General features: G+C 69.2%; 20 protein-coding genes. 6 read left to right on the plus strand and 14 right to left on the minus strand.

The genetic code is table 11. The annotated features are described in order from the left end of the window. Positions 1-2: 2 nt before the first annotated feature. From cheB to PW843_07855, 8 genes are all read right to left on the minus strand, one after another. A complete protein-coding gene (gene cheB / locus PW843_07820; protein ID MDE1146516.1) occupies positions 3-1064 on the minus strand; it encodes a chemotaxis-specific protein-glutamate methyltransferase CheB in 1062 nt (353 codons plus the stop codon). A 12-nt stretch (positions 1065-1076) separates the two neighbouring features. Further along, the gene (locus tag PW843_07825) at positions 1077-3356 is read right to left on the minus strand and encodes a response regulator (GenBank protein ID MDE1146517.1); all 2280 of its coding nucleotides are present in this window, start codon (positions 3354-3356) and stop codon (positions 1077-1079) included. A 10-nt stretch (positions 3357-3366) separates the two neighbouring features. Beyond that, the gene (locus PW843_07830; protein ID MDE1146518.1) at positions 3367-4965 is read right to left on the minus strand and encodes a CHASE3 domain-containing protein; all 1599 of its coding nucleotides are present in this window, start codon (positions 4963-4965) and stop codon (positions 3367-3369) included. A gap of 88 nt (positions 4966-5053) precedes the next feature. Beyond that, a complete protein-coding gene (locus tag PW843_07835) occupies positions 5054-5698 on the minus strand; it encodes a chemotaxis protein CheW (protein ID MDE1146519.1) in 645 nt (214 codons plus the stop codon). Positions 5699-5701: 3 nt separating this feature from the next. After that, a complete protein-coding gene (locus PW843_07840; protein ID MDE1146520.1) occupies positions 5702-7207 on the minus strand; it encodes a tetratricopeptide repeat protein in 1506 nt (501 codons plus the stop codon). Then, entirely contained in the window at positions 7188-7757 is a 570-nt protein-coding gene (locus PW843_07845) for a chemotaxis protein CheW (protein ID MDE1146521.1), read from the minus strand. The genes PW843_07840 and PW843_07845 overlap by 20 nt, the downstream gene beginning before the upstream one ends. Further along, positions 7750-9813 (minus strand): response regulator, encoded by a 2064-nt coding sequence (locus PW843_07850; GenBank protein MDE1146522.1) that lies wholly within the window; start codon positions 9811-9813, stop codon positions 7750-7752. Before PW843_07850 ends, PW843_07845 begins: the two co-directional genes overlap by 8 nt. Then, positions 9813-11576: a response regulator gene (locus tag PW843_07855; protein MDE1146523.1), complete on the minus strand. Its 1764-nt coding sequence runs from the start codon at positions 11574-11576 to the stop codon at positions 9813-9815. Before PW843_07855 ends, PW843_07850 begins: the two co-directional genes overlap by 1 nt. 592 nt (positions 11577-12168) lie before the next feature. Between PW843_07855 and PW843_07860 the strand changes: the two genes are divergently transcribed. Further along, positions 12169-14226, plus strand: a complete 2058-nt coding sequence (locus tag PW843_07860; GenBank protein ID MDE1146524.1) for a M3 family metallopeptidase — start codon at positions 12169-12171, stop codon at positions 14224-14226. Between the two features lie 137 nt (positions 14227-14363). Here the strand turns inward: PW843_07860 and PW843_07865 are convergent, their stop codons facing one another. From PW843_07865 to PW843_07890, 6 genes are all read right to left on the minus strand, one after another. Further along, entirely contained in the window at positions 14364-15665 is a 1302-nt protein-coding gene (locus tag PW843_07865; protein MDE1146525.1) for a gluconate:H+ symporter, read from the minus strand. A gap of 127 nt (positions 15666-15792) precedes the next feature. After that, positions 15793-16764: an L-histidine N(alpha)-methyltransferase gene (egtD, locus tag PW843_07870; protein MDE1146526.1), complete on the minus strand. Its 972-nt coding sequence runs from the start codon at positions 16762-16764 to the stop codon at positions 15793-15795. Beyond that, complete coding sequence (gene egtB / locus PW843_07875; GenBank protein MDE1146527.1) at positions 16761-18059, minus strand: ergothioneine biosynthesis protein EgtB; 1299 nt, start codon at positions 18057-18059, stop codon at positions 16761-16763. The genes egtD and egtB overlap by 4 nt, the downstream gene beginning before the upstream one ends. Before the next feature lie 159 nt (positions 18060-18218). Further along, positions 18219-18476 (minus strand): hypothetical protein, encoded by a 258-nt coding sequence (locus tag PW843_07880; GenBank protein ID MDE1146528.1) that lies wholly within the window; start codon positions 18474-18476, stop codon positions 18219-18221. A 105-nt stretch (positions 18477-18581) separates the two neighbouring features. Beyond that, entirely contained in the window at positions 18582-18860 is a 279-nt protein-coding gene (locus tag PW843_07885) for a hypothetical protein (GenBank protein MDE1146529.1), read from the minus strand. Positions 18861-18957: 97 nt separating this feature from the next. Then, entirely contained in the window at positions 18958-19113 is a 156-nt protein-coding gene (locus tag PW843_07890) for a DUF3309 family protein (GenBank protein MDE1146530.1), read from the minus strand. 306 nt (positions 19114-19419) lie between these two features. Between PW843_07890 and PW843_07895 the strand changes: the two genes are divergently transcribed. From PW843_07895 to PW843_07915, 5 genes are all read left to right on the plus strand, one after another. Continuing rightward, positions 19420-19866, plus strand: coding sequence for a hypothetical protein (locus tag PW843_07895; GenBank protein MDE1146531.1), 447 nt, complete (start codon positions 19420-19422; stop codon positions 19864-19866). Between the two features lie 29 nt (positions 19867-19895). Then, entirely contained in the window at positions 19896-20090 is a 195-nt protein-coding gene (locus PW843_07900; GenBank protein ID MDE1146532.1) for a DUF3008 family protein, read from the plus strand. A 111-nt stretch (positions 20091-20201) separates the two neighbouring features. Beyond that, the gene (locus tag PW843_07905; protein MDE1146533.1) at positions 20202-20582 is read left to right on the plus strand and encodes a hypothetical protein; all 381 of its coding nucleotides are present in this window, start codon (positions 20202-20204) and stop codon (positions 20580-20582) included. A gap of 66 nt (positions 20583-20648) precedes the next feature. Next, positions 20649-22043: a TolC family protein gene (locus PW843_07910; GenBank protein MDE1146534.1), complete on the plus strand. Its 1395-nt coding sequence runs from the start codon at positions 20649-20651 to the stop codon at positions 22041-22043. Further along, positions 22040-23419, plus strand: a complete 1380-nt coding sequence (locus tag PW843_07915; protein ID MDE1146535.1) for a copper oxidase — start codon at positions 22040-22042, stop codon at positions 23417-23419. Before PW843_07910 ends, PW843_07915 begins: the two co-directional genes overlap by 4 nt. Positions 23420-23433: the final 14 nt, after the last annotated feature.

Below are 23433 nucleotides of genomic sequence, written 5' to 3' on the forward strand. Positions count from 1 at the left end.
GCCTATTTTTCCTCCGCCTTTCGCCCCAGGGTGACCAGACGGGTCGCGATCTCCTCGGGTTTCAGCACCGAGGTGGCGCCACCCAGCGCGATGGCCGCACCCGGCATGCCGTGGACGATGCTGCTTTCCTTGTTCTGGGCGAAGGTCATGGCCCCGGCGTCGCGCATCTCACGCAGTTCCAGGGCACCGTCCACCCCCATGCCGGACAGCAGCACGCCCACGGCGCGGGCGCCGTGCACGCGGTTGACCGACCGGAAGAAATAGGAGACGGCGGGCCGCGCGCTGTTCTCCGGCGGGCCGGCGTCCAGCTTGATGGTGCCGTCGTTCGCCAGACCCATGTGGGCGTTGTCGGGTGCCAGGTAGAAATGGCCGGGCAGCGGCACCTCACCGGCCTTGGCCACGTGCACCGGCAAGGCGGAGCCGCTGGCCAGCCAGTCGGCGAAGCCGCTGACGAAACCGGGGGAGATGTGCTGCACCGCCATCAGCGGGATGGGGAAACCCGCCGGCAGTCCCGCCAGGATGGCCTGCAGGGCGACGGGACCGCCCGTGCTGGCGCCGATGGCGATGACCGCGGGGCGCGTGCCGGACGGCATCGCCACCTCCGGCATGGGGCGGAGGACCGCCTCGGGCCGGGGCAGCTTGGCCGGGTTGACCCAGCGGCGCACCACCTTGACCTCGGCCATCAGGCGCACGGTCTGCGCCAGCTCCGCCGCCTCGATCGCCTGGCGAGGATGGCCCACGCCCACCGGACGGTGCACGAAGGCCACGGCACCGGCGTCCAGCGCGCGGAAGGTGGCGGCCACGTGGTCGCTCATCGTGCTGCTGACCACCACGATGGGGCATGGCGTCTCTTCCATGATGCGGCGGGTGGCGGCCAGGCCCCCCAGGCGCGGCATATGGATGTCCATCGTCACCACGTCGGGACGATGCCGGGCCACGGCCTCCACCGCCTGCAAACCGTCGACAGCGATCGCCACCACCTCGATGTCGGGTTCAGCCGACAGGATGGCGACCAGGTATTCACGCAACGTGGGGGAGTCTTCAGCGACGACAACCCGGATCATAAACAGTGTCCCTTAAACCAGATGACCGACGATTTGCAGCAAGTTGCCCTGGTCGAAACTGTCCTTGACCAGGTAGGCGTTGGCGCCCGCATCAATGCCCCGTTCCTTATCCTCACGCGATCCCAGCGACGTGATCAGCACCACCGGCAGGTCGGCCAGCTTCGGGTTGCCCCGCACCCGGCCCGTCAACTCGAACCCGCCCATGCGCGGCATCTCCACATCCGACACCAGCAAGTCAAAGGTGGCGTCGCTGGTCAGCGCCGTCCAGGCGTCCATTCCGTCCACCGCCGTCCGCACCTGGTAACCCGCCGCCTCAAGCAGGTTTTTGAACAGCGTGCGGGCGGTGATGCTGTCCTCCGCTATCAATATGGATTTCTTGCGCGACACGGCCACCATTGTTCGCGCGCTATTGGGCGCATGGGCCGCACCGGCCAGCAAATCCGGCACGTTCAGGATCAACGCCACCTCGCCCGTCGCCAGCACGCTGGCGCCGGTGACGTAGGGTGCGCGGGCCAGCTGGGGCCCCAGGCTTTTCATCAGCACCTCCTGCTCGTCGCGCACACGGTCGACGATGAAGGCGATGGCCTGGCCGCCGCGGCTGAGCACCGCCACGGTGTGGTGGGTGGGCGGCGTCTGGCTGGACCGGCCGGGCGGCAGGCCCAGCACGTCGGCCAGGCGCACCAGGCCCAGGGTGCGGCCGTCCAGCCGCACCGTCTCGCGGTTCTCCACCGTGGCGATGGCACCGACCGGCACCCGCGCCACCCGTTCCACCCCGCCCGTGGGCAGGATGAAGCAGGCGCGCTCCACCTCCACCAGCACGCCGCGGAAGCTGGCCAGCGTCACCGGCAGGCGGATGCGGAAGACGGTGCCCAGGCCGACGGTGGATTCCACCGCCATCTGCCCGCCCAGCCGCTCCACCTTTTCCTGCACGATGGGCAGGCCCAGGCCGCGCCCCGACACGTCGGTCAGCAGCGAACTGGTGGACAGGCCAGAACGGAAGGCCAAAGCCCGGGCGGCGTCATCGTCCAGCGCGGCGGCGTCCGCCGCCGACATCAGCCCCTGTTCGGTCGCGGCGGTGCGCAGGCCGGCCACGTCGAAACCGGCGCCGTCGTCGGAAATGGCGATCTCCGCCCGGCCGGCCTCCGTCTGCGCCACGGTGATGGCCAGGGTGCCGCGCGCCGGCTTGCCCTGGGCCTCGCGGGCGCCCGGCATCTCGATGCCGTGGGCGATGGCGTTGCGCACCAGGTGCAGCAGCGCGTCCTTCATCTCTTCCTGGATGCGACGGTCGATTTCCAGGTCGCCGCCCCGGATGATCAGATCCACGTCCTTGCCCTCGGCCCGGGCCAGGTCGCGCACCAGCGGCGCCATGGGATCCAGCAGCGCCGACACCGGCACCATCAGCACCTGCTTGGCCTCATCCAGCAGACCGTCCAGCATCTTGCCCAGGATGCGCAGATCCTGGCGGCCGGAATTGGCCAGCTGCGTCAGGCGGCCGGACAGCCAGCGCAGGGTGTCGCCCTGCTGCTTCAGCACGCGGCCGGCCGGCGTGTCGTCCAACCCTTCCAGCCGGCGCCGTCCCCGCTCGTGCGAGCGGACGCGTTCCGCCATTTCCGAGGCCAGGCCCGACAGGTCGGACACCTGGCGCCCGGCGGCCAGGCGCGCGGACACCAGTTCCTCCGCATGGCGCAGCAGCGCGTCCACCTTGGACGTGGCGATGCGCAGGGTCGGACGGCTGCCCAGGCGGGGCGTGCCCTCGGCCGGCACCTCCTCCGCCTTCTCCGTCCCCTTCTCGGCCGGGGCGGGCTCCGGCGCCGGTTCCTTGGTCGGGGCCTTGGTCTTGGGCGTGGTGGCGGTCGGCGCCGGCGGGGCGGCCACCACGGCCAGTGTCGGCTCGATCCCCACGGCATAGGCGTCCAACGCCGCCACCAGGCGGTCCTGCGCCGGGCCGGCGGCGGCACTGCCGGCCAGCAGGCCGCGCACCTGGTTGTACCCCTGGTGCAGCAGGTCCAGGCCGGCCGGGCTCAGCGCCAGCTTGCCGCCCTTCAGCGCCGCGAAGACGCTTTCCATGGCATGGCACACGTCCACGACGGCGCCCAGATTGACCGCGCGTGCCGCCCCTTTCAGGGTGTGCACCACACGGAAGATGGTTTCCACCAGCTCCTGCACGCGGTCAGGCGGCGGCGCCTGATCCAGGGCTAGCAGTCCGGCGGCGATGGCGGAGAGGTGTTCCTCCGCCTCCACCTCGAACATCGCCAGCAACCGCTTCAGCAGCTGATCGTCCGACTGGCTCATGCCACCGTCCTCAGGCCTGGTACTGGCCGGTGATGACCTTTAGCTTGTGCCCCAGTTCGTTCAGGTTCTGGGCGGCGGTTTCCGCCTGCTTGGTGGCGTTCATGTTCTGCATGCTGGCCTGCTTGATGTTCTCCATGGCCAGCGCCACCTGGTCGATGCCCACCTGCTGCTGCTGGTTGGAGGCGGCGATCTGGGTGGCGGCCTGCGTCGCTACGGCGATGCTCTGCGCCAGGCGGTCGATGGCCTCGCCGGCGGCGACCGATTGCTTCACGCCGGCATCCACCGCCTTGCTGCCCTGCTCAGCGGCCAGCACGGCCGTGGCCGTGGCCTTCTGGATGTCGCCCAGGATGGAGCGCACCTGGGTGGTGGCCTGCTTGGACTGTTCAGCCAGGCTGCGCACCTCCTGCGCCACCACGACGAAACCCTTGCCCTGTTCGCCGGCGCGTGCCGCCTCGATGGCGGCGTTGACGGCCAGCAGGTTGGACTGTTCGGCCAGGTCGTTGACCGTGGCCACGATCTCACCGATCGCCTGGCTCTGCTCGCTCAGCTGCATCACCGCCTCGGCGATGGCGCCGATCTGCTCGCGCACCTTGCCGATGCCCTCGATGGACTGTTCCACCGCCTGCTTGCCGTTCTGGGAGATCTGCGCGGTGCTCTGCGCCGTCTGCGAGACGTAGAGGGCCTTCTCGCTGGACACCTGCGAGGTCTTCTTCACCTCTTCCATCGTGGCGCTGGTCTGGGCCAGGGCGGTGGCCGTCTCGGCGGCGCTGGCCGCCACCTGGGCAGTGATGGTGACGATCTGGCTGCTAGCCGTGCCCAGCACGTTGGTGCCCTCGCGCAGGTCGCGCACCAGGGTGCGCAGGTTGCCCGTCATGGCGTGGAAGGTGCGGGTCAGGATGCCCACTTCGTCCGCGCGGTCCGTCGCATCGCCGGTGGCGACCACCGTCAGGTCGCCGGCGCCGATGCGTTCGGCGGTGGTGGTGATGGTGCGCAGCGGTGTCGCGATGTTGCGGGCCAGGAACACGCCGGAGATCATGACGAAGGCCGCGGCGACGACCGCCCCGCCGGCGATGACCCACACGGTGTTCTCGGCACTGGCCGCCGCCGCCGTCTCACGCACGCGCAGCAATTCCGCCTCACCCGCCTGCATGGTGGCGACGATGCGGCGGATGTCATCCATCGACTGCTTGCCCCGGTCGGTCAGCACGACGGTACGGGCCTGTTCAAAGCCCTGGGTGCGGCGCAGGTCTATGGTTTCCTTCAGTTCCGCCGCCTTTTCCTTCACCGGCGTGCGCAGCCGTTCCAGGTTCTGCTGCTGCACCGGGTTGTCCAGGGTCAGGGTCGCCACCGTCTGCATGGCCTTTTCCATGGTGTCCAGGCCCTGGCGATAGGGTTCCAGATAGCGGTCCTCACCGGTGATGAGATAGCCGCGCTGGCCCGTTTCCATGTCCTGGGCGGACGACAGCAGGGACAGCAGGCGGGCCTGCACCTCATAGGAATGGGAGCGCAGCGTGGTGGTTTCGGTCAGCTGGCGGATGTTGCCGTAAGAGGTGGCGGCCACCACCAGGAGAATGAACAGGACGCTGCACAGGCAGATCCAGATTTTCATTCCGACAGAATACTTCATGACCGGCGCTCCCGAGGGGCTGTGCGTGGACGGTGGAATTTGACAGGGCGGGTGGAAGGACGCGTCGGCCCTAGCGGGCCGCCGTCCCCCCTTCAATGACAAGGTCCGGATCGGCCAGCAGGCGCCGGGCGTCCAGAAGGGCGAGATGGGGCGGCACGATGCCGGTGAGGTAATGGCGCTGGCGCCCGGTGATGACGCTGGGTGGCGCCTGCACCGCGGCGCGCGACACCTGGGTGACGCCGATGATGCTGGTGACCAGCAGGCCGACGGCGCCATCGACATGGCCCTGCGCCTGGCCCTGGCCCAGCACGATCACGCGCCGGAGGTCGCCGGGCGTCACGTTGGGCAGATCCAGCAGGCGTCCCAGATCGATCAGGGGCAACACCTGGCCGCGCACGGTGGTTAGCCCGGCGATGAAGGACGGCGTCTTGGGCACGATGGTCAGGCCGGCCAGGGGCAGCACCTCGCCCACCGAGGCCGTCTCAAAGCCGTACCGTTCCTCACCCACCGTGAATTCCATGACCTCCAGCCCATCGGTCAGCAGGGCATCGGCCGGCGGCTTGGCCAGTTCCACGCTGCGGCGGTGCAGGATGCGGCGGGTGGTTTCCTCATCTGGCACCCAGCCCCGGTCCAGGCTGGCCTGCCAGCCGGCAAGGCGGCGGTGGATGCTTTCCCAATCGACAGCCTGTTGGTCGGGCATGGCTTGGTCTGACATGGCTTAGGCCTCTCCCCCCAGAACCTGGCCCAGGGCGGCATGGGCATGCGCCGCCACGTCCAGCAGACGCCCCACCGTCATACCCTCCACATCGGGCAGGATTTCCTCGGGCGGGCGCCCTTGCAGCAGGCCCATGACGTTGCGGTAATGCTTGCGGGCATCGCGGTCGCGCCCTTCGCTGTGCGCCAGGTTGGCCATGGCCAGGTGGGTGGCGATGGATTGCGGCGCCAGGAACAGGGCGCGTTGCAGGGACGCGGCCGCTGCGGCGTTGTTGCCCCGTTCCTGCTGGATCATGGCCAGCAGGTGGTGGGCCTCGGCACTCAGCCGGTTATGGTCCAGTGAGCCCTGGCACCAGTGCGCTGCCTCCGCCAGGTAACCCTGGTTGGCGTAGCTGCGCGCCAGCAGCAGCATGGCGGGCTCATCCCCCGGGGCGCCGGCCAGCCGGGCCTCCAGCGCTTCCACCGCCTCGGCATAGCGGCCCTGGTCGTACAGGGCGCGGCAGCGCTCCAGCGCCGGCGTTTCCCGGGGCTTGACCTGGGCGGGCGGTTGAGGCGCGGACGGCATCGGCGCCAAGGGATGAAGCACTGGCCTGGGCTCGATCGTGGTCGGCGGCACGAAGGCCGGCGACGCCGGCAGCGTCAGCGGGAAGGGCGGCGGCTGGGGTGCCAGCTTGCGATAGACGGTGGCGCCCTCGAACGGCACGAAGGTCAGCGGCGCGAACATGGGCGGCGCGCCGTCCACCGAACTGGGCAGCAGCCAGCCACCGTCGATCAGCGACCGCGCCAGGCGGCGCACCACCTTGTTCGCCTGCTCCGCGTTGAAATACATCAGCACGTTGCGGCAGAGGATGATGTCCATGGCGTTGGTGTTGCTTTCCAACGCCGGATAGGGGTCGTCCACCAGGTTGTGATAGGCGAAGGTCACCATGCGGGCGATGTGCGGGCTGATGCGAAACCGCCCGCCCGGCAGCGCCGTGAAATAACGCGCCCGCATGGCGGGATCGACGCCCCGGAACGACCATTCGCCGTAGACGCCCTCGGCCGCGCGGCGCAGGAAACGGGGGTTCACGTCGGTGGCCAACACCGTGATGGTCCAGTCGGCGCGGTCGGGCAGCAGGCTGTCCAGCAGCATGGCCAGGCTGTATGCCTCTTCGCCTGTACAGCAGGCCGCACTCCACAGCCGCAGGGACTTGACCTCATTGCGGCGAGCGTTGATCAGGTCCGGCAGGATGCGCTGGCCCAGCGCCTCGAAACTCTTGGGCTCGCGGAAGAAATAGGTCTCGCCCACCGTCAGGTGGCCGGCCAAGGCCTCCAGCTGCAAACGGTCGGGGCCGGTGGTCAGCCAGTGCTGCACGGCGGCCCGGGTGCTGGAATAGCCCTGCTCCACCGCCGCGCGCTCCAGCCCGCGTTCCATGTCGGTCCAGCGGTCTTCCGGGAAATAAAGGCCGATGCGGTCGCTCAACCGCTCCGACATGGCTGCCAGCAGGATGTCAGGCAAGGTGCGTTCCATGCACCCCTCCGTCCGCGCCCCCGGTGTCGGCGGCGCTGGTGTGGCCGGGCCTCGCGCGGGCCTGTTCCGCCAGCGCCGCGGCCAATTGGTCCTCTTCCTCCATCGTCAGGAAACGATCCAAATCATGGATCAGCAGCAGGCCGTCCTCCAACCGCACCACGCCGGCGATGGCGTCATCCACCCCGGGCACGACACCGTTCGCCGCCACCCAATCGACCGGCGCCCCGGCCACGGTGCCCACCACCGTGTCGACCAGCAACACCACGGTGCGGTAGGGGCCGCGCGCCACGATCATGTGGTCGGTCACCGCCGGCGGCCGCGACGCGATGCCGAAGCGGCGGCGGATATCCATCACCGGCACCACCTGGCCCTGCAGGTTGATGACACCCAGCACCAGGCCCGGCGCGCCCGGCAGGGCCGTCACGGCGACGGCGCGCACCGCGCGCTCCACCATCGCCAGCGGCAGGCCGAAGGCGCGGCCGTCCAGGTCGAAGCGCAACAGGAAGGAGGTCGCCGCCTGGCCGGTGGTGGCGAAACCGCGTTCAGGCATTGGCCGTCCCCTTTTCGGGCCCGACCAAGCCGACGGTGGCCGCCGCGTGCAACAGCTTTTCCAGATCCACCGGCTTGCTGAGGAAGACATCCAGGCCCACGGCACGGCAGCGCTCCCGCTCCTCCGCCGTCACGCCGGCGGTCAGCACCACCAGCGGCGGCAGGGGCCGGTCCGGCGTCCGGGCCAGGGCACGGATTTGCACCGTGGCCTCCAGCCCGCCCATGATGGGCATGTGCATGTCCATGAACACCAGGTCGTAGGTGCCCCGGTCCACCGCCTGCACGGCGGCCGCGCCATTGTCCACGATCTCCACCTCATGGCCGACACCGCGCAGGATGGTCGAAACCAGGATCTGGGTGGAGCGGTCATCCTCCACCAGCAGGATGCGGCGGCCCTTGGGCTTCTCATCCTTGCCGGTGGCGGCGGCGGCGGGCGGCGCCGGCGGCTGGGCCACGGCCTCCGGCGCCGGTGCCGCCAGCGGCACCTCGAACCAGAAGCGGCTGCCCTCGCCAGCCACGCTGTCCACGCCGATCTGGCCGTCCATGCGCTCCACCAGGCGGCGGCAGATGGCCAGGCCCAGGCCGGTGCCGCCGAAGCGGCGGGCCGTGGTCTCGTCCACCTGGGCGAATTCCTCGAACAGGTGGGACAGCCGTTCCGGCGGAATGCCGATGCCCGTGTCCTTGACCGACACGCGCAGCCGCGCCGGCCCGCCGTCAGGCAGCACCTCCACCGTCACGGCGATGCTGCCGGCGGCGGTGAACTTCACGGCGTTGGTCAGCAGGTTCAGCACCACCTGGCGCAGGCGGGTCGGGTCACCCATGATCCGGGGCGGCAGGGCGCTGGCCACGGCGGAGGTCAGGGCCAGGCCCTTGCCCACGGCCGACGGCCGCACCAGGGCCACGCAATCGTCGATGACCGCGCGGAAATCCAGCGCCAGGGTTTCCAGCGACAGGCGTCCGGCCTCGATCTTCGACAAGTCCAGGATATCGTCCAGCAGGCCCAGCAGGGTACGGCCCGCCTCCGCCTGCAAAGTCAGCAGGCGGTGCCATTCCCCGGGGCTGACCCCGCCGCGCAGCAGCAGTTCGGAAAAACCGATGACGCCGGTCAGCGGCGTGCGCAGTTCATGCGCCACGGTGGCGAGGTAACGGGACTTGGCCTCATTGGCCATGTCGGCCGCCTTGCGCGCCGCCATCAGGTCGCGGGCCGTGGCCGCCAGGTCCTCCGTCCGCTCCTCCACCCGGCGCTCCAGCGTGGCGTGCGCCTCGCTCAGCGCCTGTTCCGCCTCCTTGGCGGCGGTGATGTCGCGGGCGATGGTGACCAAGCCGCCGACATTGCCATCCTCCCCCTTGAAGGCCGAGCGCATGACGGAATACCAGCGCGGCCCTTCCGACAGGGTGCCGTCGCTGGCGGGCTCCGACTCATGGCGCTGGTCGGTCAGGGTGATGCCGGCGTCCAGCGCCAAGGTATCCGCCGCCTGACGCGCGTCGGCCGCCTGGGCCTGCAATTCCTCATCCGTGCGCCCGATCAGGTCCGCCGGGTCGGCCACGCCGATGGCCTGGGCATGGGCCCAATTGCTGCGCAGATAGCGCAGGTTCTGGTCCTTGAAGGAAATGGCGTCGGGCACGCTGTCCATCAGGTGCGACAGCAGCCGCCGCTCCTCCGCCAGGGCGCGGCGGACGGCGCAATGCTCCGCCGCCTCGCGGATCAGGCGGCGCAGCTTGTCCGGCGTCCACGGCTTGGGCAGGTAGCCGTAGATCTGGCCGGCGTTGATGGCAGCACCCAAGGCGTCGATGTCGGTGTAGCCGGTGATCAGCACCCGCGTCGCGTCCGACAGCTCACGCGCCCAGCGCAGGAACTCATGCCCCGCCAGCTCCGGCATGCGCTGGTCGGAGATGATGACCAGGGGGGCGACGTCGCCCTCCAGCATGGCGCGGGCCTTGAGGGGCGAGGTGCTGGTGAGGACGTTGAATTCATCCTCCAGCGCATCGGCCACGGCCATCAGCACTTCCGGTTCGTCATCCACCACCATGACGGTGGGCAGTTCCCGGTCGCTCATCAGGCGCTCCTCGGCAACGACTGATCGACATGCCGGGTGGGCGTGGCGGCGCCGGCGGCACCGGCCGCCGTCCCGTCCAAGGGTATCTCGATCACCACCTCTGTACCCCGCCCCTCTTCACTGTTGAATTCCAACCGCCCCCGGTGACGCTGGATGATGCTATAGGAAATCGAAAGGCCAAGGCCAGTCCCGGAACCGACCGGCTTGGTGGTGAAGAAGGGTTCGCAGATGCGGTCGCGAATGGCCGCCGGGATGCCGTGGCCGGTATCGCGCACGACCAGGCGGAACATGGCGCCGTTCCGCCCCGTTTCCAGGGTGATCGTGCCCTCGCCCGCGATGGCATCGATGGCGTTGCCGACGACGTTGATCAGCACCTGGTTCAGCGGCCCCGGCTGGCAGGTGATGCGCTTGGGGCCCTCATACCGCCGTTCCACCGTGATTCGGCTGGACAGCTTGTGGTGCAGCAGGGTCAGCACCGACTCCAGGCTATCCTCGATATCCACCTCCTTCACCTCCGCCTCGTCGAGGCGGGAGAAGGTGCGCAGCTTCACCACCAGGTTTTCCACCCGGTCGATGCCGCCACGGATGGCGTCCAGGCGCTGGCGCAGCTTTTCCAGGTCGCGGGCGCCCCTTTCCGACAGATGCCCCTCGATCTCCGGCGTCAGGTTCTCCACGCAGCGCGACACGGTGCCCAGATGGTTGCCGACGAAGGCCAGCGGGTTGTTCAGTTCATGCGCGATGCCGGCGACCAGCGCGCCCAATGAGGCCATCTTGGCCGCCTGCACCAGTTGCGACTGGGTGTCCTGCAACTCGCCGTAGGCCGCCGCCAGCTCGGCATGGGACCGTTCCAGCGCCTCCGCCATGGCGGCGCGTTCCTGGGCGACGCGGCGTTCGTCGCGCGTGCGTTCCAGTTCCACCTCCTTGTCGCGGAACTCGCTGGTGATGCGCAGGTTTTCCTCGTGCAGGAACTTGCGGCGCAGCAAGGCGCGGATGCGGGCCTTCAGGATTTCGCTCTCGCTGCCCTTGCCCACGAAGTCGTCGGCGCCGGCCTCCAGCCCGCGCATCATGTCTTCCTTGCTGTCGCGGGACGTCAGGATGATGATCTGGAAAAGGCGGTCATGCTGGCGGCGGATGACGTCCAGCTTCTGGCACAGCTCCGTCCCGCTCATCACCGGCATCACCAGGTCGACCACAACGCAGTCGAACTTCTCCTCCGTGATGAGATCCAGCACCTCCTGCCCGCTGGAGACGGCCACCACCTCGTGCCCGTCCTCCTGCAACTGGGCGGTGATGAAGAACAGATAGGTCGGGCTGTCGTCCACCACCAGCAGGCGGCTTTGCCGGAAGGGCGTGGGGCTCATCTTCCCCACCGCCGGCGCCTGGGCCTGGCGCAGCAGTGCCGCCACCCGGCTCAGCAGGATGTCGGTGTCGGCGGACTTGGGCACATAGGCGTCGGCGCCGCTGTCATAGCCCTGGCGTTCCCGGTCGGCCGCGTGGCTGTCGGTCAGCATCAGCACGGGCAGGCCGCGCGTGCGCATGTCCATGCGGACCCGGCGCACGAATTCGTCGCCGTTCATGCGCGGCAGGTGGAAGTCCACCATCACCAGGTCCGGCAGGTCGCCGCCCAACTGGTCCAATGCGCTTTCCGCGTCACCACAGACGGTGACGCCCCAGCCCTGCCGCTCCAGCCGCATCTGCAATTGCAGGGCCTGGGTGGGGGAATCCTCGATCACCAGGATGTGGTGCGTGGCCCCGTCAGTCATCCGCCGGCCCACCCCTGCATGTGGCCCCGGCATTGCGATCCAATTCCATCACGTCGCCCCTGGGCCCCAAGCGTTCCAACCGCCAACCGTACGGTCGCGCGGCAAAGTGCCGATTTCGCGGCCGGATTTCTACTGTTCCCTGAAACTCGCCCGAAACCCGAGGGGAACCGTGCCCCTCGCGGGCGGGGCTGTCGACAGGCGCGTCATAGGTACCCCCTGCGAAGGAAAAAACCACCGGCGCCGGCGGGCCTTCCCGGCGGACCTTCACGGGCGACAGCCATCATCTGCCAAACTAACGCCATGAAATTACTGTTATCTTTTTGCCGGCGCATAATAAACGCTAACCCACGGTTCCCCGCGTGTCCATTCGCATATATCCCCGCCAGGGTGCAAAAACCCCATTCATGGCAGTCACTTAGCGGTCAGTCCTACCTCTTTTTGTCCACTTGACCTGCCCGCGGCCGATGCACGCCCTATGCCGAATACGCTTTTGGCGAAACGGTCCCCCGCGCAATTGCGCCGTCCCCACCCCATATGGGACGGTGGACGCCCATCAGGCCGTCCCCCAACCTCCAAGGACTCCGCAAGCCCCATGACCACCGCCGTTTCCCCGCAGATCAGCGACGCCCCCGTGCTGGACAACCCTCTGCTGGACATGGGCCCCCTGCCCGCCTTCGACGCGGTGAAGCCCGAGCATGTGGCCCCGGCGCTGGAGGCCGCCATCGCGCGCCATGACGCCGTCGTCCAGGCCGTCGTCCACGGCACAGACCGCGGCTTCGCCGCCGTCTGCCTGGCGATGGAAGAGGCGGAGGCCGACCTGTCGGACCTGTGGCAGACCGTCAGCCACCTACACAGCGTGGCCGACACCAAGGACCTGCGCGCCGCCCACGCCACGGCGCAGGAACGGCTGATCACCTATTCATCGGCCGTGGCGCAGAACGCGGAACTCTACGCCGCCTACGCCGCCGTGGATCTGGGCGCGCTGGGCCCGACGGAGCGGCGCCTGGTGGAATTGAGCCTGCGCAACTTCAAGCTAGGCGGCGTGGCCCTGCCCCAGGAACAGCGCGAGCGCTTCGCCGCCGTGCAGGTGGAACTGGGCCGGTTGCAGACCGCCTACGGCAGCGCCGTGCTGGACGCGACCGAGGCCTGGATCGAACACATCACCGATGAGGCGACGTTGGCCGGGGTGCCGGCGGCCGACAAGGCCATGCTGGCCAGCCTGGCGGCGGCCCGCGGGCTGGAGGGCTGGGTCGTCACCCTGCACCACCCTTCCGTCCGCGCCATCCTAACCTACGCCGACAACCGCGACCTGCGGTATCGCGTCTACCGCGCCTTCGGCACCCGCGCGTCTGAGCAGGGCGTGAACCCCGAGACCTTGGACAACAGCGACCGCATGGGCGCGATCATGGCCCTGCGGCGTGAGGCGGCGGCCCTGCTGGACTTCGCCAACCCGGTGGACCTGTCGCTGGCCACCAAGATGGCCCGCAGCGGGACGGAGGTGGTGGACTTCCTGCGCGACCTGGCCCAACGCGCCCGCCCGCCGGCGGAGGCCGACCGCGCGCAGTTGCAGGCCTTCGCCAAGGAGACGCTGGGCCTGGACGCGCTGGAGCCGTGGGACAGTGGTTATGTCGCGGAAAAACTGCGCCAGGCCCTGCACAACATCGACGACCAGAAGGTGAAGGCCTACTTCCCCCTGCCCCGGGTGATGGATGGCCTGCTGGCCCTGCTGCACGATGTGTTCGGCATCACCCTGACCCTGGATGAGAGCGCCCGCGTCTGGCACCCGGACGTGCGGTATTACACCCTGTCGCGCGACGGCGTGCCCTTCGCCGGCCTGTTCATGGACCTGTACGCCCGCACCGGCAAGAAGGGCGGCGCCTGGATGGCCGTGTGCCGCACCCGCCTGCGCCGCGACGGCGCGACACAGCTGCCGGTCGCCTACCTCAACTGCAACTTCGCCCCGCCCGCTGCCGGCAAGCCCAGCCAGCTCAGCCACGGCGACGTGCTGACCCTGCTGCATGAGATGGGACATTGCCTGCACCATGTGCTGAGCGAGGTCGACTACCCCTCCATCAGCGGTGTCACGGGGTTCGAGTGGGATGCGGTGGAACTGCCCAGCCAGTTGCTGGAGAATTTCGCCTGGAACCGGGACATCCTGCGCTCCATGTCCGGCCATGTGGACACGGGCGAGCCGCTGCCGGACGCGCTGTTCGACGCCATGCTGGGCGCCCAGCGTTTCCAGGCGGCCTTGGCCCTGCTGCGGCAGGTGGAGTTCGCCCTGTTCGACCTGCAGATGCACCTGGACGCGGGCATCAACGACGCCGCCACCATCCAGGCCCTGCTGGACCGGGTGCGCGGTGAGGTGGCGGTGATGATCCCACCCGCCTGGCACCGCTTCGCCCACGCCTTCACCCACATCTTCGCCGGCGGCTACGCGGCGGGGTACTACAGCTATCTGTGGGCGGAGCGCCTGTCGCTGGACGGCTTCAGCAAGTTCCTGGAGGACGATATGGCCCGGGCGGGCGAAGCCTTCCGCGCCCAGGTCCTGGCCGTGGGATCGTCCCGCCCGGCGCTGGACAGCTACATCGCCTTCCGTGGGCGCGAGCCGGAGAACGACGCCCTGCTGAAGCGATACGGCCTGGCGGCTTAGTTTTCGTTCGCCCTCAGGCGGCGGGCGGCCCCATCCGGGGCCTTGCCTGTCCTCGCTTTCCAGTCCGCCTCCAGCTCCCCGGAAAGCTCAGGCGCCCGCAGTCGCGGGCTACCAGGCCTGCGGCCTGGCTTTCCTCATCAGAAAACGTGGCTGGCCAGCAGCACCAGGGCCAGGCCGGCCACGGAGATGATGGTTTCCAGCACCGACCAGGTCTTCAGCGTGCCGATGGTGGACGTGCCCAGATAGTTCTTCACCAGCCAGAAGCCCGGGTCGTTGACGTGGGAGAAGAAGACCGACCCGGCCCCCACCGCCAGCACCAGGTACTCCGGCGCCACCCCGGCGGCAGGGGCCACGCCGGCCAGGGCGCCGGAGGCGGTGATGGTGGCCACGGTGGCGGAGCCGGTGGCCAGCCGGATCATCACGGCGATGCCCCAGGCCAACAGGATGGGGGAAACCGCCCCGGCCTCCGCGAAGCGGGCCAGGGTATCGGCCAGCCCCGCCTCCACCAGCACCTCCTTGAAGGCGCCGCCGGCGGCGATGCTGAGCAGGATGGCGCCGGCCGGCGCCATGGCCTCATGCCACAGGCCGGTCCAATCCACGCCCGGCCGCCGGAAGAAGACCGCCAGTGCTGCCAGATTGGCCACCAGCAGGGCCGGCACCGGCGCCCCCAGCAGGGCCAGGACCGGCCCGCCGCCGCCCCGCAGGTCGGCCAGCGCCTTGGCGGCGATCAGCACGACGGGCAGCAGGACGATGCCCAGGGCCGGCCAGGGCGACGGCAGCGGGCCTGACGGCGGCGCGGGATCGTCAACCTCCTCCACATCCACATGCTGGGCGATGAAGCGGGCGAACAGGGGCCCGGCCAGCACCGCGACGGGCAGGCCGATCACCACGCCCAGCAGCAGGGTGTGCCCCACGGCGGCCCCCATCTGCTCCACCGCGATCATGGGGCCCGGGTGGGGCGGCACCAGGGCGTGCAAGGTCGACAATCCGGCCAGCGCCGGCAGCATCAAAGCCAGACGTCCGCGCCGCTCCATCGCCGGCAATGCTGCGATGATGGGCAGCAGCAGGACGACGCCAGTCTCGAAGAACAGCGGCAGGCCCAGGACCAGGGCGGCCAGCAGGCAGCCCCAGGGGCGCCAACGCGGCCCCACCGCACCCACCGTGGCGGCGGCCAGCGACGCGGCCGCACCCGACACCTTCAGCATGACGCCCAGCGTCAGGCCTAAGGCCACCACCAGGCCGGCGCCGCCCATGATGTCGCCGAAGCCCTTCTGCACCGCGCCCAGGGTGTGGGCCGCGTCCATCCCCCGGGCGGTGGCCAACACCAGCGCCGCGCACAACAGGGCCAGGAAGGGGTGCAGGCGCAACCGGACGATCAGCACGACGGCCAGGGCGATGCTGCCCCCGGCGGCCAGGACCAGCCATAAATCCGCGCTCAAGGCCGAATCCCCGCGCGGTCAGAAGCCACGCGCACGCACGTCGTCATCCAGGAAAACCTTCAGGCCGTTTCATTCCCGATCCAAAGGTTCCCTGTCCGAAAAGGCTTTGTCCAGCCACCAACGCCGATCACAACGGCGCCAGCAGCCAATGCAGGCTGAACAGATTGTCCGGGTCGATCCACACCTGGGTGGGCTCGAACCCGGCCGCGCGGGCCATGTTCTGGAAGGTGGCGGGTGCCAGCTTGTAGGAATCCTCGATGTGGATGTGCTCGCCCGCGCGGAAGTCGAAGAAGCGGCCGGCCACGGCGGCACGCTGGTCGCGCCGGCTGACCAGGAAGATCTCGATCTTGGACTGGTGGTGGTTGAAACGGGCGTGGTGGCGGAAGCCGGACAAATCGAAGGTGCCGGCCAGTTCGCGGTTGATGCGCGCCAGGATGTTCAGGGAAAAGGCGGCGGTGACGCCCTGGCTGTCGTTGTAGGCGGCCTCCACCACGTCGATGTCCTTGGGGATGTCCACGCCCACCAGCATGGCGCCGCCCGGCAGCATGTTGGCGCAGCGCGCCAGGAAGGCGGTGGCCGCCACCGGCGTCAGGTTGCCGATGGTGGAGCCGGGGAAGAAGCCGATGCGCCGCCGGCCCTCGCCCGGCAGGGCCAGGGTCTGCTGGGTATAGTCGCCGCAGACGGCCGTGATCTCCACCGCCGGCATGTCGATGGCCAGGGCCGCCGCCTCGCGGATCAGCTGGTCGCGGGAGATGTCGATGGAGACATAGGCGGTCGGATTGTCCAGCGCCGACAGCAGCAGGCGGCTTTTGCGACCGTCGCCGGTGCCGAACTCCACCACCTGCGCCCCAGGGCCCGCCAGCGCCGCGATCTCCGGCCCGAAGCGTTCCAGCATGCCCAGTTCGGTGCGGGTAGGATAATATTCCGGCAGGTCGCATATGCGTTCGAACAGTTCCGCACCGCAGGAATCATACAAATATTTGCAGGGGATGCGCCGTATGGGCTGGGCCAGGCCGGCCAGCACATCCTCCCGGAAACTGGAAGTCGCCGGCTCATAGTCCAGGAAACTCACCCGTTCCGTCGTTTCCATCACCGTCATGGCGTCCTCGCGAGTCGAATGCCTGAGAATTGCCAGCGCGCGGCCGGCGGGAAGAAATTGCGGTAGGTCTTGCGGACATGGCCCGCCGGGGTGGCGCGCGATCCGCCGCGCAGCACCATCTGGCCGCTCATGAACTTGCCGTTGTATTCGCCGATGGCCCCCTCCGGCGGACGGTATCCCGGGTAGCCGAGATAGGCGCTGGCCGTCCATTCCCAGACGTCGCCATAGAAACCCCCGACCTTGCGGGGATGGAAACTGCGATCGGCGCCGCCCGGTTCCGCCCCCGGTGCCAGGTCCGGCTCTCCCGCCGCGATTTCCCATTCCTGTTCCGTCGGCAGGCGGGCGCCCGGCCAGCGGTCCTCCGCCCAGCGGGCATAGGCGTCGGCCTCATACTGGCTGACGTGGCAGACGGGATCGTGGGGATCGACGGCGCGCACGCCGTGCAGGGTCTTCACCTGCCAGGCGCCTTCCTCCCCCTGGTCCCAGTACAGCGGCGCCCGCCAGCCGTTGGCCCGCACCGCGGCCCAGCCGTCGGACAGCCACAGCTCGGGCCGGCGATAGCCGCCGTCCTCCATGAACGCCAGGTAGTCGCCATTGGTGACCACCCGTTCCGCGATCTCGAACCCGTCCAGCCAGACCTTGTGGCGCGGGCCCTCGTTGTCGAAGGTGAAGCCCGGCCCCGCATCCACCCCAACGGCGTACAGTCCCGCCGGCACGGCGCGCCACGTAAGGTCGATGGGCGCCGAGGGTCCGGAGGGCGGGGGGAAGACGGCGGACGGGAACGGGTGCAGCAGCAGCGCGTGCTTGATATCGGTGATGATCAGTTCCTGGTGCTGCTGCTCATGCTGCAGGCCCAGTTCCAGCAAGGCGGATGTCGCGGCGTCCGGCGGGGTCCGCGCCAGCCAGTCCGCCATCGCGCCATCGACATGCGCGCGATAGTCCAGAACCTGCGCCACCGTGGGCCGGGACAGCAGCCCGCGCGCGGCGCGCGGCCAGCGCTCCCCCACGCCCTCGTAATAGGAGTTGAACAGGTAGCGGAAATGGGGATCGAAGGACTGATAGCCCGGCGCCAAAGGCGCCAGCAGGAAGGTCTCGAAGAACCAGGTGGTGTGCGCCAGATGCCACTTGGTGGGGCTGGCGTCCGGCATGGACTGCAGCGTCTGGTCCTCCGCCCCCAAGCCTGCGATCCGGGCCAGCGTTTCGGCGCGGACAGCGTGATACTGCCCGGCGGCATCGACCAGCCGTGGATGGGGAACGGTGGGTGAAGCCAAGGGGGTCGCGACGGAAACCGGCAAGGGAGATCACCCGTCCAATAGGCCAAGGACATATCCGGCCCGGACCCACGCGGGTGAGCGCGGATTCGGGCCGGATACCAAAGAGATGCGTCACCGAAGCATCAGGTCAACACCCCGTATTGTCGGAATCGGACCTTATGTGATGTGCCGTGCATCACCTTAGCGGCTGCACAGGCGCGCCAGAATGAAGCCGGCGGCACCGGCGACCGCGATGGCGGTCAGGGGCCGGGCGGCCACCCGGGTGCTGACCTCCTGGACGGCCAGGTCGCCCTTGGCCCTGGCCACGCCCGCGGCGGCGTACGCCCCTTCGCGCACGGCGTCATAGGCGTTGCGGCCGGCGGCGCGTGCCGCAGACAGGGAATCCGCCGCGATATCCGAGGCCTTGCCGGTGACGTCGTCGATGCTGATGCTAGCCATGGTCTGGATCTCCTTCGATCTCCAAGAGTTAGGGGATGGTCTAAAACCGCCGGGAACGACGGTTTGTTCCACCGCCCGTGAGAATTCCGTGTCGAATTGGTGGGATTAGCCGACCTTGGCCGGCCCGGCGGCCCGCCGCAGCCCTTCCAGCGCCGACAGGGCGTCGCAGACCGCCTTCATCTGTTCGGCCGTCTGGCCCGGCAGGGCGCCGGTCATGCTTTCCTCCGACGCCACCATCAGCAACTGAAGGTCGTGTTCCCAGTGCTGCAGCAGCTGGATCTTCTGATCCCGCGTGAACTGGTCGGAAACGACGATGTCGTGGGGGCGTGCGAAATGGCTGGAAACGTCGCCCAGCAGGCGACCGATGTCGTGACTGGCCATCATATCCTCCGTCAACCGGTCCCTCGCCCGCCACGCCGGTTGAAGGGGCGCGGCGGGCAGGGATCATTGAGGATCATCCAGGCATGATCGGACGGCCGCGTCAGGCCCTGCCCGTCAATACCAGGATGAGAACGACGATCAGCACCAGGCCCAGCAGGCCGCTGGGACCGTACCCCCAGCCGCCGCTGTAGGGCCAGCTGGGCAGGGCGCCGACCAGAAGCAAAATCAACACAACCAATAAAATGGTACCGAGCATTTGAGCCTCCCTTGAGGTTGGGCATTGAGGATTGACTGTCCGATCCCCAACCGGAGGGCGCCGGAATTGTTCCGTGGTAGCCCGTTCCCCTGCCCTAGGACTTTGGGCCGACTTCCCATGCCGCCCCTCGGACGGAAGACGGTCGGCCCAAAAGACGGGAACAAAGGCGATCAGGGGCGGATTTATTCGGCAACTCACGCCATCAAGGCGCCCCAATCAGCCCCCCCTCCAGCCCGCCCCATGCCCATGGGACCCGCCCCGGGAAAGGGCGGACACGGTGTCAGGCGCCAACTGAGGGAGATCGTCATGCAGGTGGTACTCTGCATCGGCCTGGGCATCGTCATCGGCCTGGTTTGCGGCCGTATCGTCAATGGCCGTCCCGGCCTGTTCACGGTGGAGGCGCTGCTGGGCGCCATCGGCGCCGTCATGGGCGCCTTCCTCTTCGGGGGTCTGGGCATACCGGCCAGCGCCCCCGTCCTGTTCCACACCCTGCTGTTCGCCGCCTTCGGCGCGGTGGCCGCCATGACCACCCTGTACGCCATCCTGATCGGCGTCTATTGGGTCAGCACCTTGCTGCACGACTACGACCGCGCCATGCCGGACGACCTGATCGAGCCGCCCAAGCCGCTGATCATCGGCCAGTGTAGGGCCCCGCTTCCCCCCGCCCCGGCCGCCACCGTGACCACGCCCCTGGGCGGTGCCATGGGCGCCCCTGTCGCGGCCCGCCAGATGGAAACCACCATCGGCATCTGATCCACGGCCTTCGATCAAGGAGAATTCCCATGCCCGCCAAGTCGCAAGCCCAGCAAAAGGCCGCCGGCGCCGCCCTGGCCGCCAAGCGCGGCGATATCAAGAAAAGCGCGTTGAAAGGCGCGTCCAAATCCATGGAGAAATCCATGACCGAGAAGGAACTGCACGACATGGCCGCGACCAAGCGCAAGGGCAAGCCCGGGCACGTCGGCGCCAGCCACCACTGATCCCAGTTCCCATTGATCATCATCAATTCGATGCGCAGGGCCGGGCATAGTCCCGGCCCTGCGCGTGTCTGCCTCTTGCCCTGGGCCCGCGCGGCGGTATAGTTCGCCCCCATGAGCCTGCGCCCGCTGATCCACCTATTGGCCTTCCTGGGCCTCGCGATCCTGATCGCGGGCGTGGCCAAGCCTGCGCGGGCGCATGAATGCGGCATGGCCGCCGCCCAGCCTGCGGCCCATCACGCCATGACGCGGGCGGCCCTCCACGCGGTCGGCGCCGACGCCGGCCAGACGTGCCACCACACCGCCGATTGCTGCTGTGCCAACGGCATGGCCGGATGCGCCGGTATGGCCGCCGGCGCCCTGGTGCCGGCACAGATGGTGACGGGCCCCGCCCCCCTGGCGGGCGTGGCGGACTTGGCGGCGGGGCACACCACCGGCATGGGGCTGTCCCTGGCGCCGGCCCTGGGGCCGCCCAGAACCGGGCGCCCCGTCTGACGCCGCACGCATATCCCGCGTGACGGCGCCCCAAGCCGCTGCCCCTTCCCCTTTCGAGTTTACCCGATGCTGGTACGAACCCTCGCGCGTGTCGCCCTGCTGGCGGCCGTGGCGGGCTGCGCCTCCGTTCCGCCGGAGGCCGGCTTCCCCGATGTTCAGCGGCAGGTGGCCGACCGCCTGCCCCCACCCCTGGCCCAACGGGTGGCCTGGAAGCGCGGCGATGCCGACGACCAGGCCGCTGCCCAGGCGGTCAAGGATCTGCTGTCCCATCCGCTGACGGCGGATGGTGCCGTGCAGGTGGCGTTGCTGAACAATTCCGGCCTTCAGGCCACCTATGAGGATCTGGGCGTGGCCCAGGCCGACCTGGTACAGGCCGGCCTGCTGCGCAACCCGCTGCTGTCGCTGGCGACGGAGTTCCCCACCCGCGGCGACGGGCCGCCCAAGCTGGAATTCAGCGTCGTCGCCAACTTCCTGGACCTGCTGTGGATCCCGGCCCGCCGGCGCGTGGCGGCGGAGCGGTTCGAACAGGTGAAGCTGGCGACCTCCGCCCAGATCATCGACCTGGCGGCCGACACCCGCGCCGCCTACATCCGCCACCGCGCGGCCCTGGAAAACGCCCGCGCCCAAGCCCAGGCGACCATGGCGGAGCAGGCGGCCTATGACCTGATGGGCCGGCTGGCCCAGGCCGGCAACGTCAGCGAGCGGCGCCTGGCGACGGAGCAGGCCGCACTGGAGGAGGCCCGCGTGGACCAGGCGGAGGCCGAGGGCGAAACCGTCGCCACGCGCGAAACCCTGGCCCGGCTGATGGGCCTGTCGGGTGATGAGGGCGCCTGGTCGGTGGACGGCACCCTGCCCGACCTGCCACCCCATGAGCCGGATCGGGCGATGGTGGAAACTGCCGTGGTCACCGGCAACTTGTCCCTGGCGGCGTCCCGGCGTGCGGTGGCGGCCAAGGCGGAGTCCCTGGGCCTGGCCGGCGCCGACAGCCTGTGGTCGGAATCCGCCCTGGGTGTGGGCGGGGAGCGGGAGACCGACCGGTCCCTGGTGCTGGGCCCGGCCTTCCAACTGCCCCTGCCGCTGTTCGACCAGGGCCAGCCGGCGGCGGCCAAGGCGGTGGCGGAGTATCGGCAGGAGGCGCGCCGCGTGATGCAGACTGCCGTCGATCTGCGGTCCCAGGCGCGCGAGGCTTATGACCGCCTGGCCCGCGCCCGCGACCTGGCGACCCGCTACCATGACACCGTCATCCCCTTGCAGGAGCGGTTGGTGCGCCTGGGCATGGCCGAATACAACTTCATGCTGACCAGCCCGTTCGAGGTGATGGCCGCCCGCCAGGCGCGCATCACCGCCTATCGCCGCTACATCGCCGCCGTCCGCGACTATTGGCTGGCCGACGGCGACCTGATCCGCCTGGCCGGCGGCCGGCAAATCCCCACCACGACCCAACCGGGAGGCCCGTCATGAGCATTTGGGCACGCCGCCAGATCCTGAAGTCCGCCGCCCTGCTGGGCGGGGCCGGCGCCCTGCTGCGCGGCACCAAGGCGTCGGCGCAGGACCACAGCCATATGGACATGGGGTCCATGACCATGGCGCCCAAGCCGGCGCCCGCAAAACCGGCGCCCATGGCCACGCGCATGAAGGCCGCGGCACCGGTGACCCCGCCGCGGCCACCCCGCCTGGTGCCCGGCACCGACCGGCCGGCCACCATCACCCTGAATAGTGGCACCCTGAACGGCGGCACCCTGCCCTTCGTGATGAAGGACGGCGTCAAGGAATTTCACCTGACGGCGCATGAGTTCGAACAGGAATTCGCGCCCGGCTTCAAGGTCAAGGTCTGGGGCTACAACGGCAGCACCCCCGGCCCCACCATCGAGGCGGTGGAGGGCGACCGGGTGCGCATCCTGGTGACCAACCGGCTGCCGGAGGCCACCAGCATCCATTGGCACGGCATCCTGCTGCCGTCCGGCATGGACGGCGTCGCTGGCCTGTCGGCCCCGCCCATCCCGCCGGGGGAGACCTGGGCCTACGAGTTCACGCTGCGCCAGCACGGCACCCAGATGTACCACCCCCATTATGACGAGATGGTGCAGATGGCGGTGGGCATGATGGGCATGTTCGTCATCCATCCCAAGGATGCCGCCATCGGCCCGGTGGACCGCGACTACACCATGATGCTGCACGCCTGGGCCATCCACCCCGGCACCTCGCGCCCCGACCCGGCGGTGATGCTGGAGCACGACACCTGGACCATCAACGGCCGGGTCTTCCCGGCGGTGGAGCACCTGGTGGTGAAGACGGGGGAGCGGGTGCGCCTGCGCATCGGCAACGTGTCGATGCACGAACACCCCATGCACATCCACGGCCACCACATGTGGGTGACCGGGACCGACGGCGGCATGATCCCCGAAGGGGCACGCTGGCCGGAGACCACCATCCAGGTGCCGGTGGGCACCACCCGCACGGTGGAGTTCGTGGCCGACAACCCCGGCGACTGGGCCTTCCACTGCCACAAGGGCCACCACGCCATGAACACCATGGGCCACGATATCCCCAACTTCCTGGGCGTGGACCAGCGGGACGTGGCGCGGGACATGGCCAAGCAGCTGCCGGGCTACATGCCCATGGGTGAGGGCGGCATGGGCGACATGGGGGCCATGGCCGGCATGATGCCGGGCCCGGCGAACACGCCCCCGATGATGACCGGCACCGGCCCCTACGGCGCCCTGGACATGGGCGGCATGGTGACGGTGATCAAGGTGCGCGACGAAGTGGCCGCCGACTACCGCGACCCCGGCTGGTACAAGGCACCCAAGGGCACCATGGCGTGGAAGGTGGGGTGAAACCACCTGCCGAT

It is taken from the genome of Azospirillaceae bacterium (assembly GCA_028283825.1).
GTDB lineage: Bacteria > Pseudomonadota > Alphaproteobacteria > Azospirillales > Azospirillaceae > Nitrospirillum.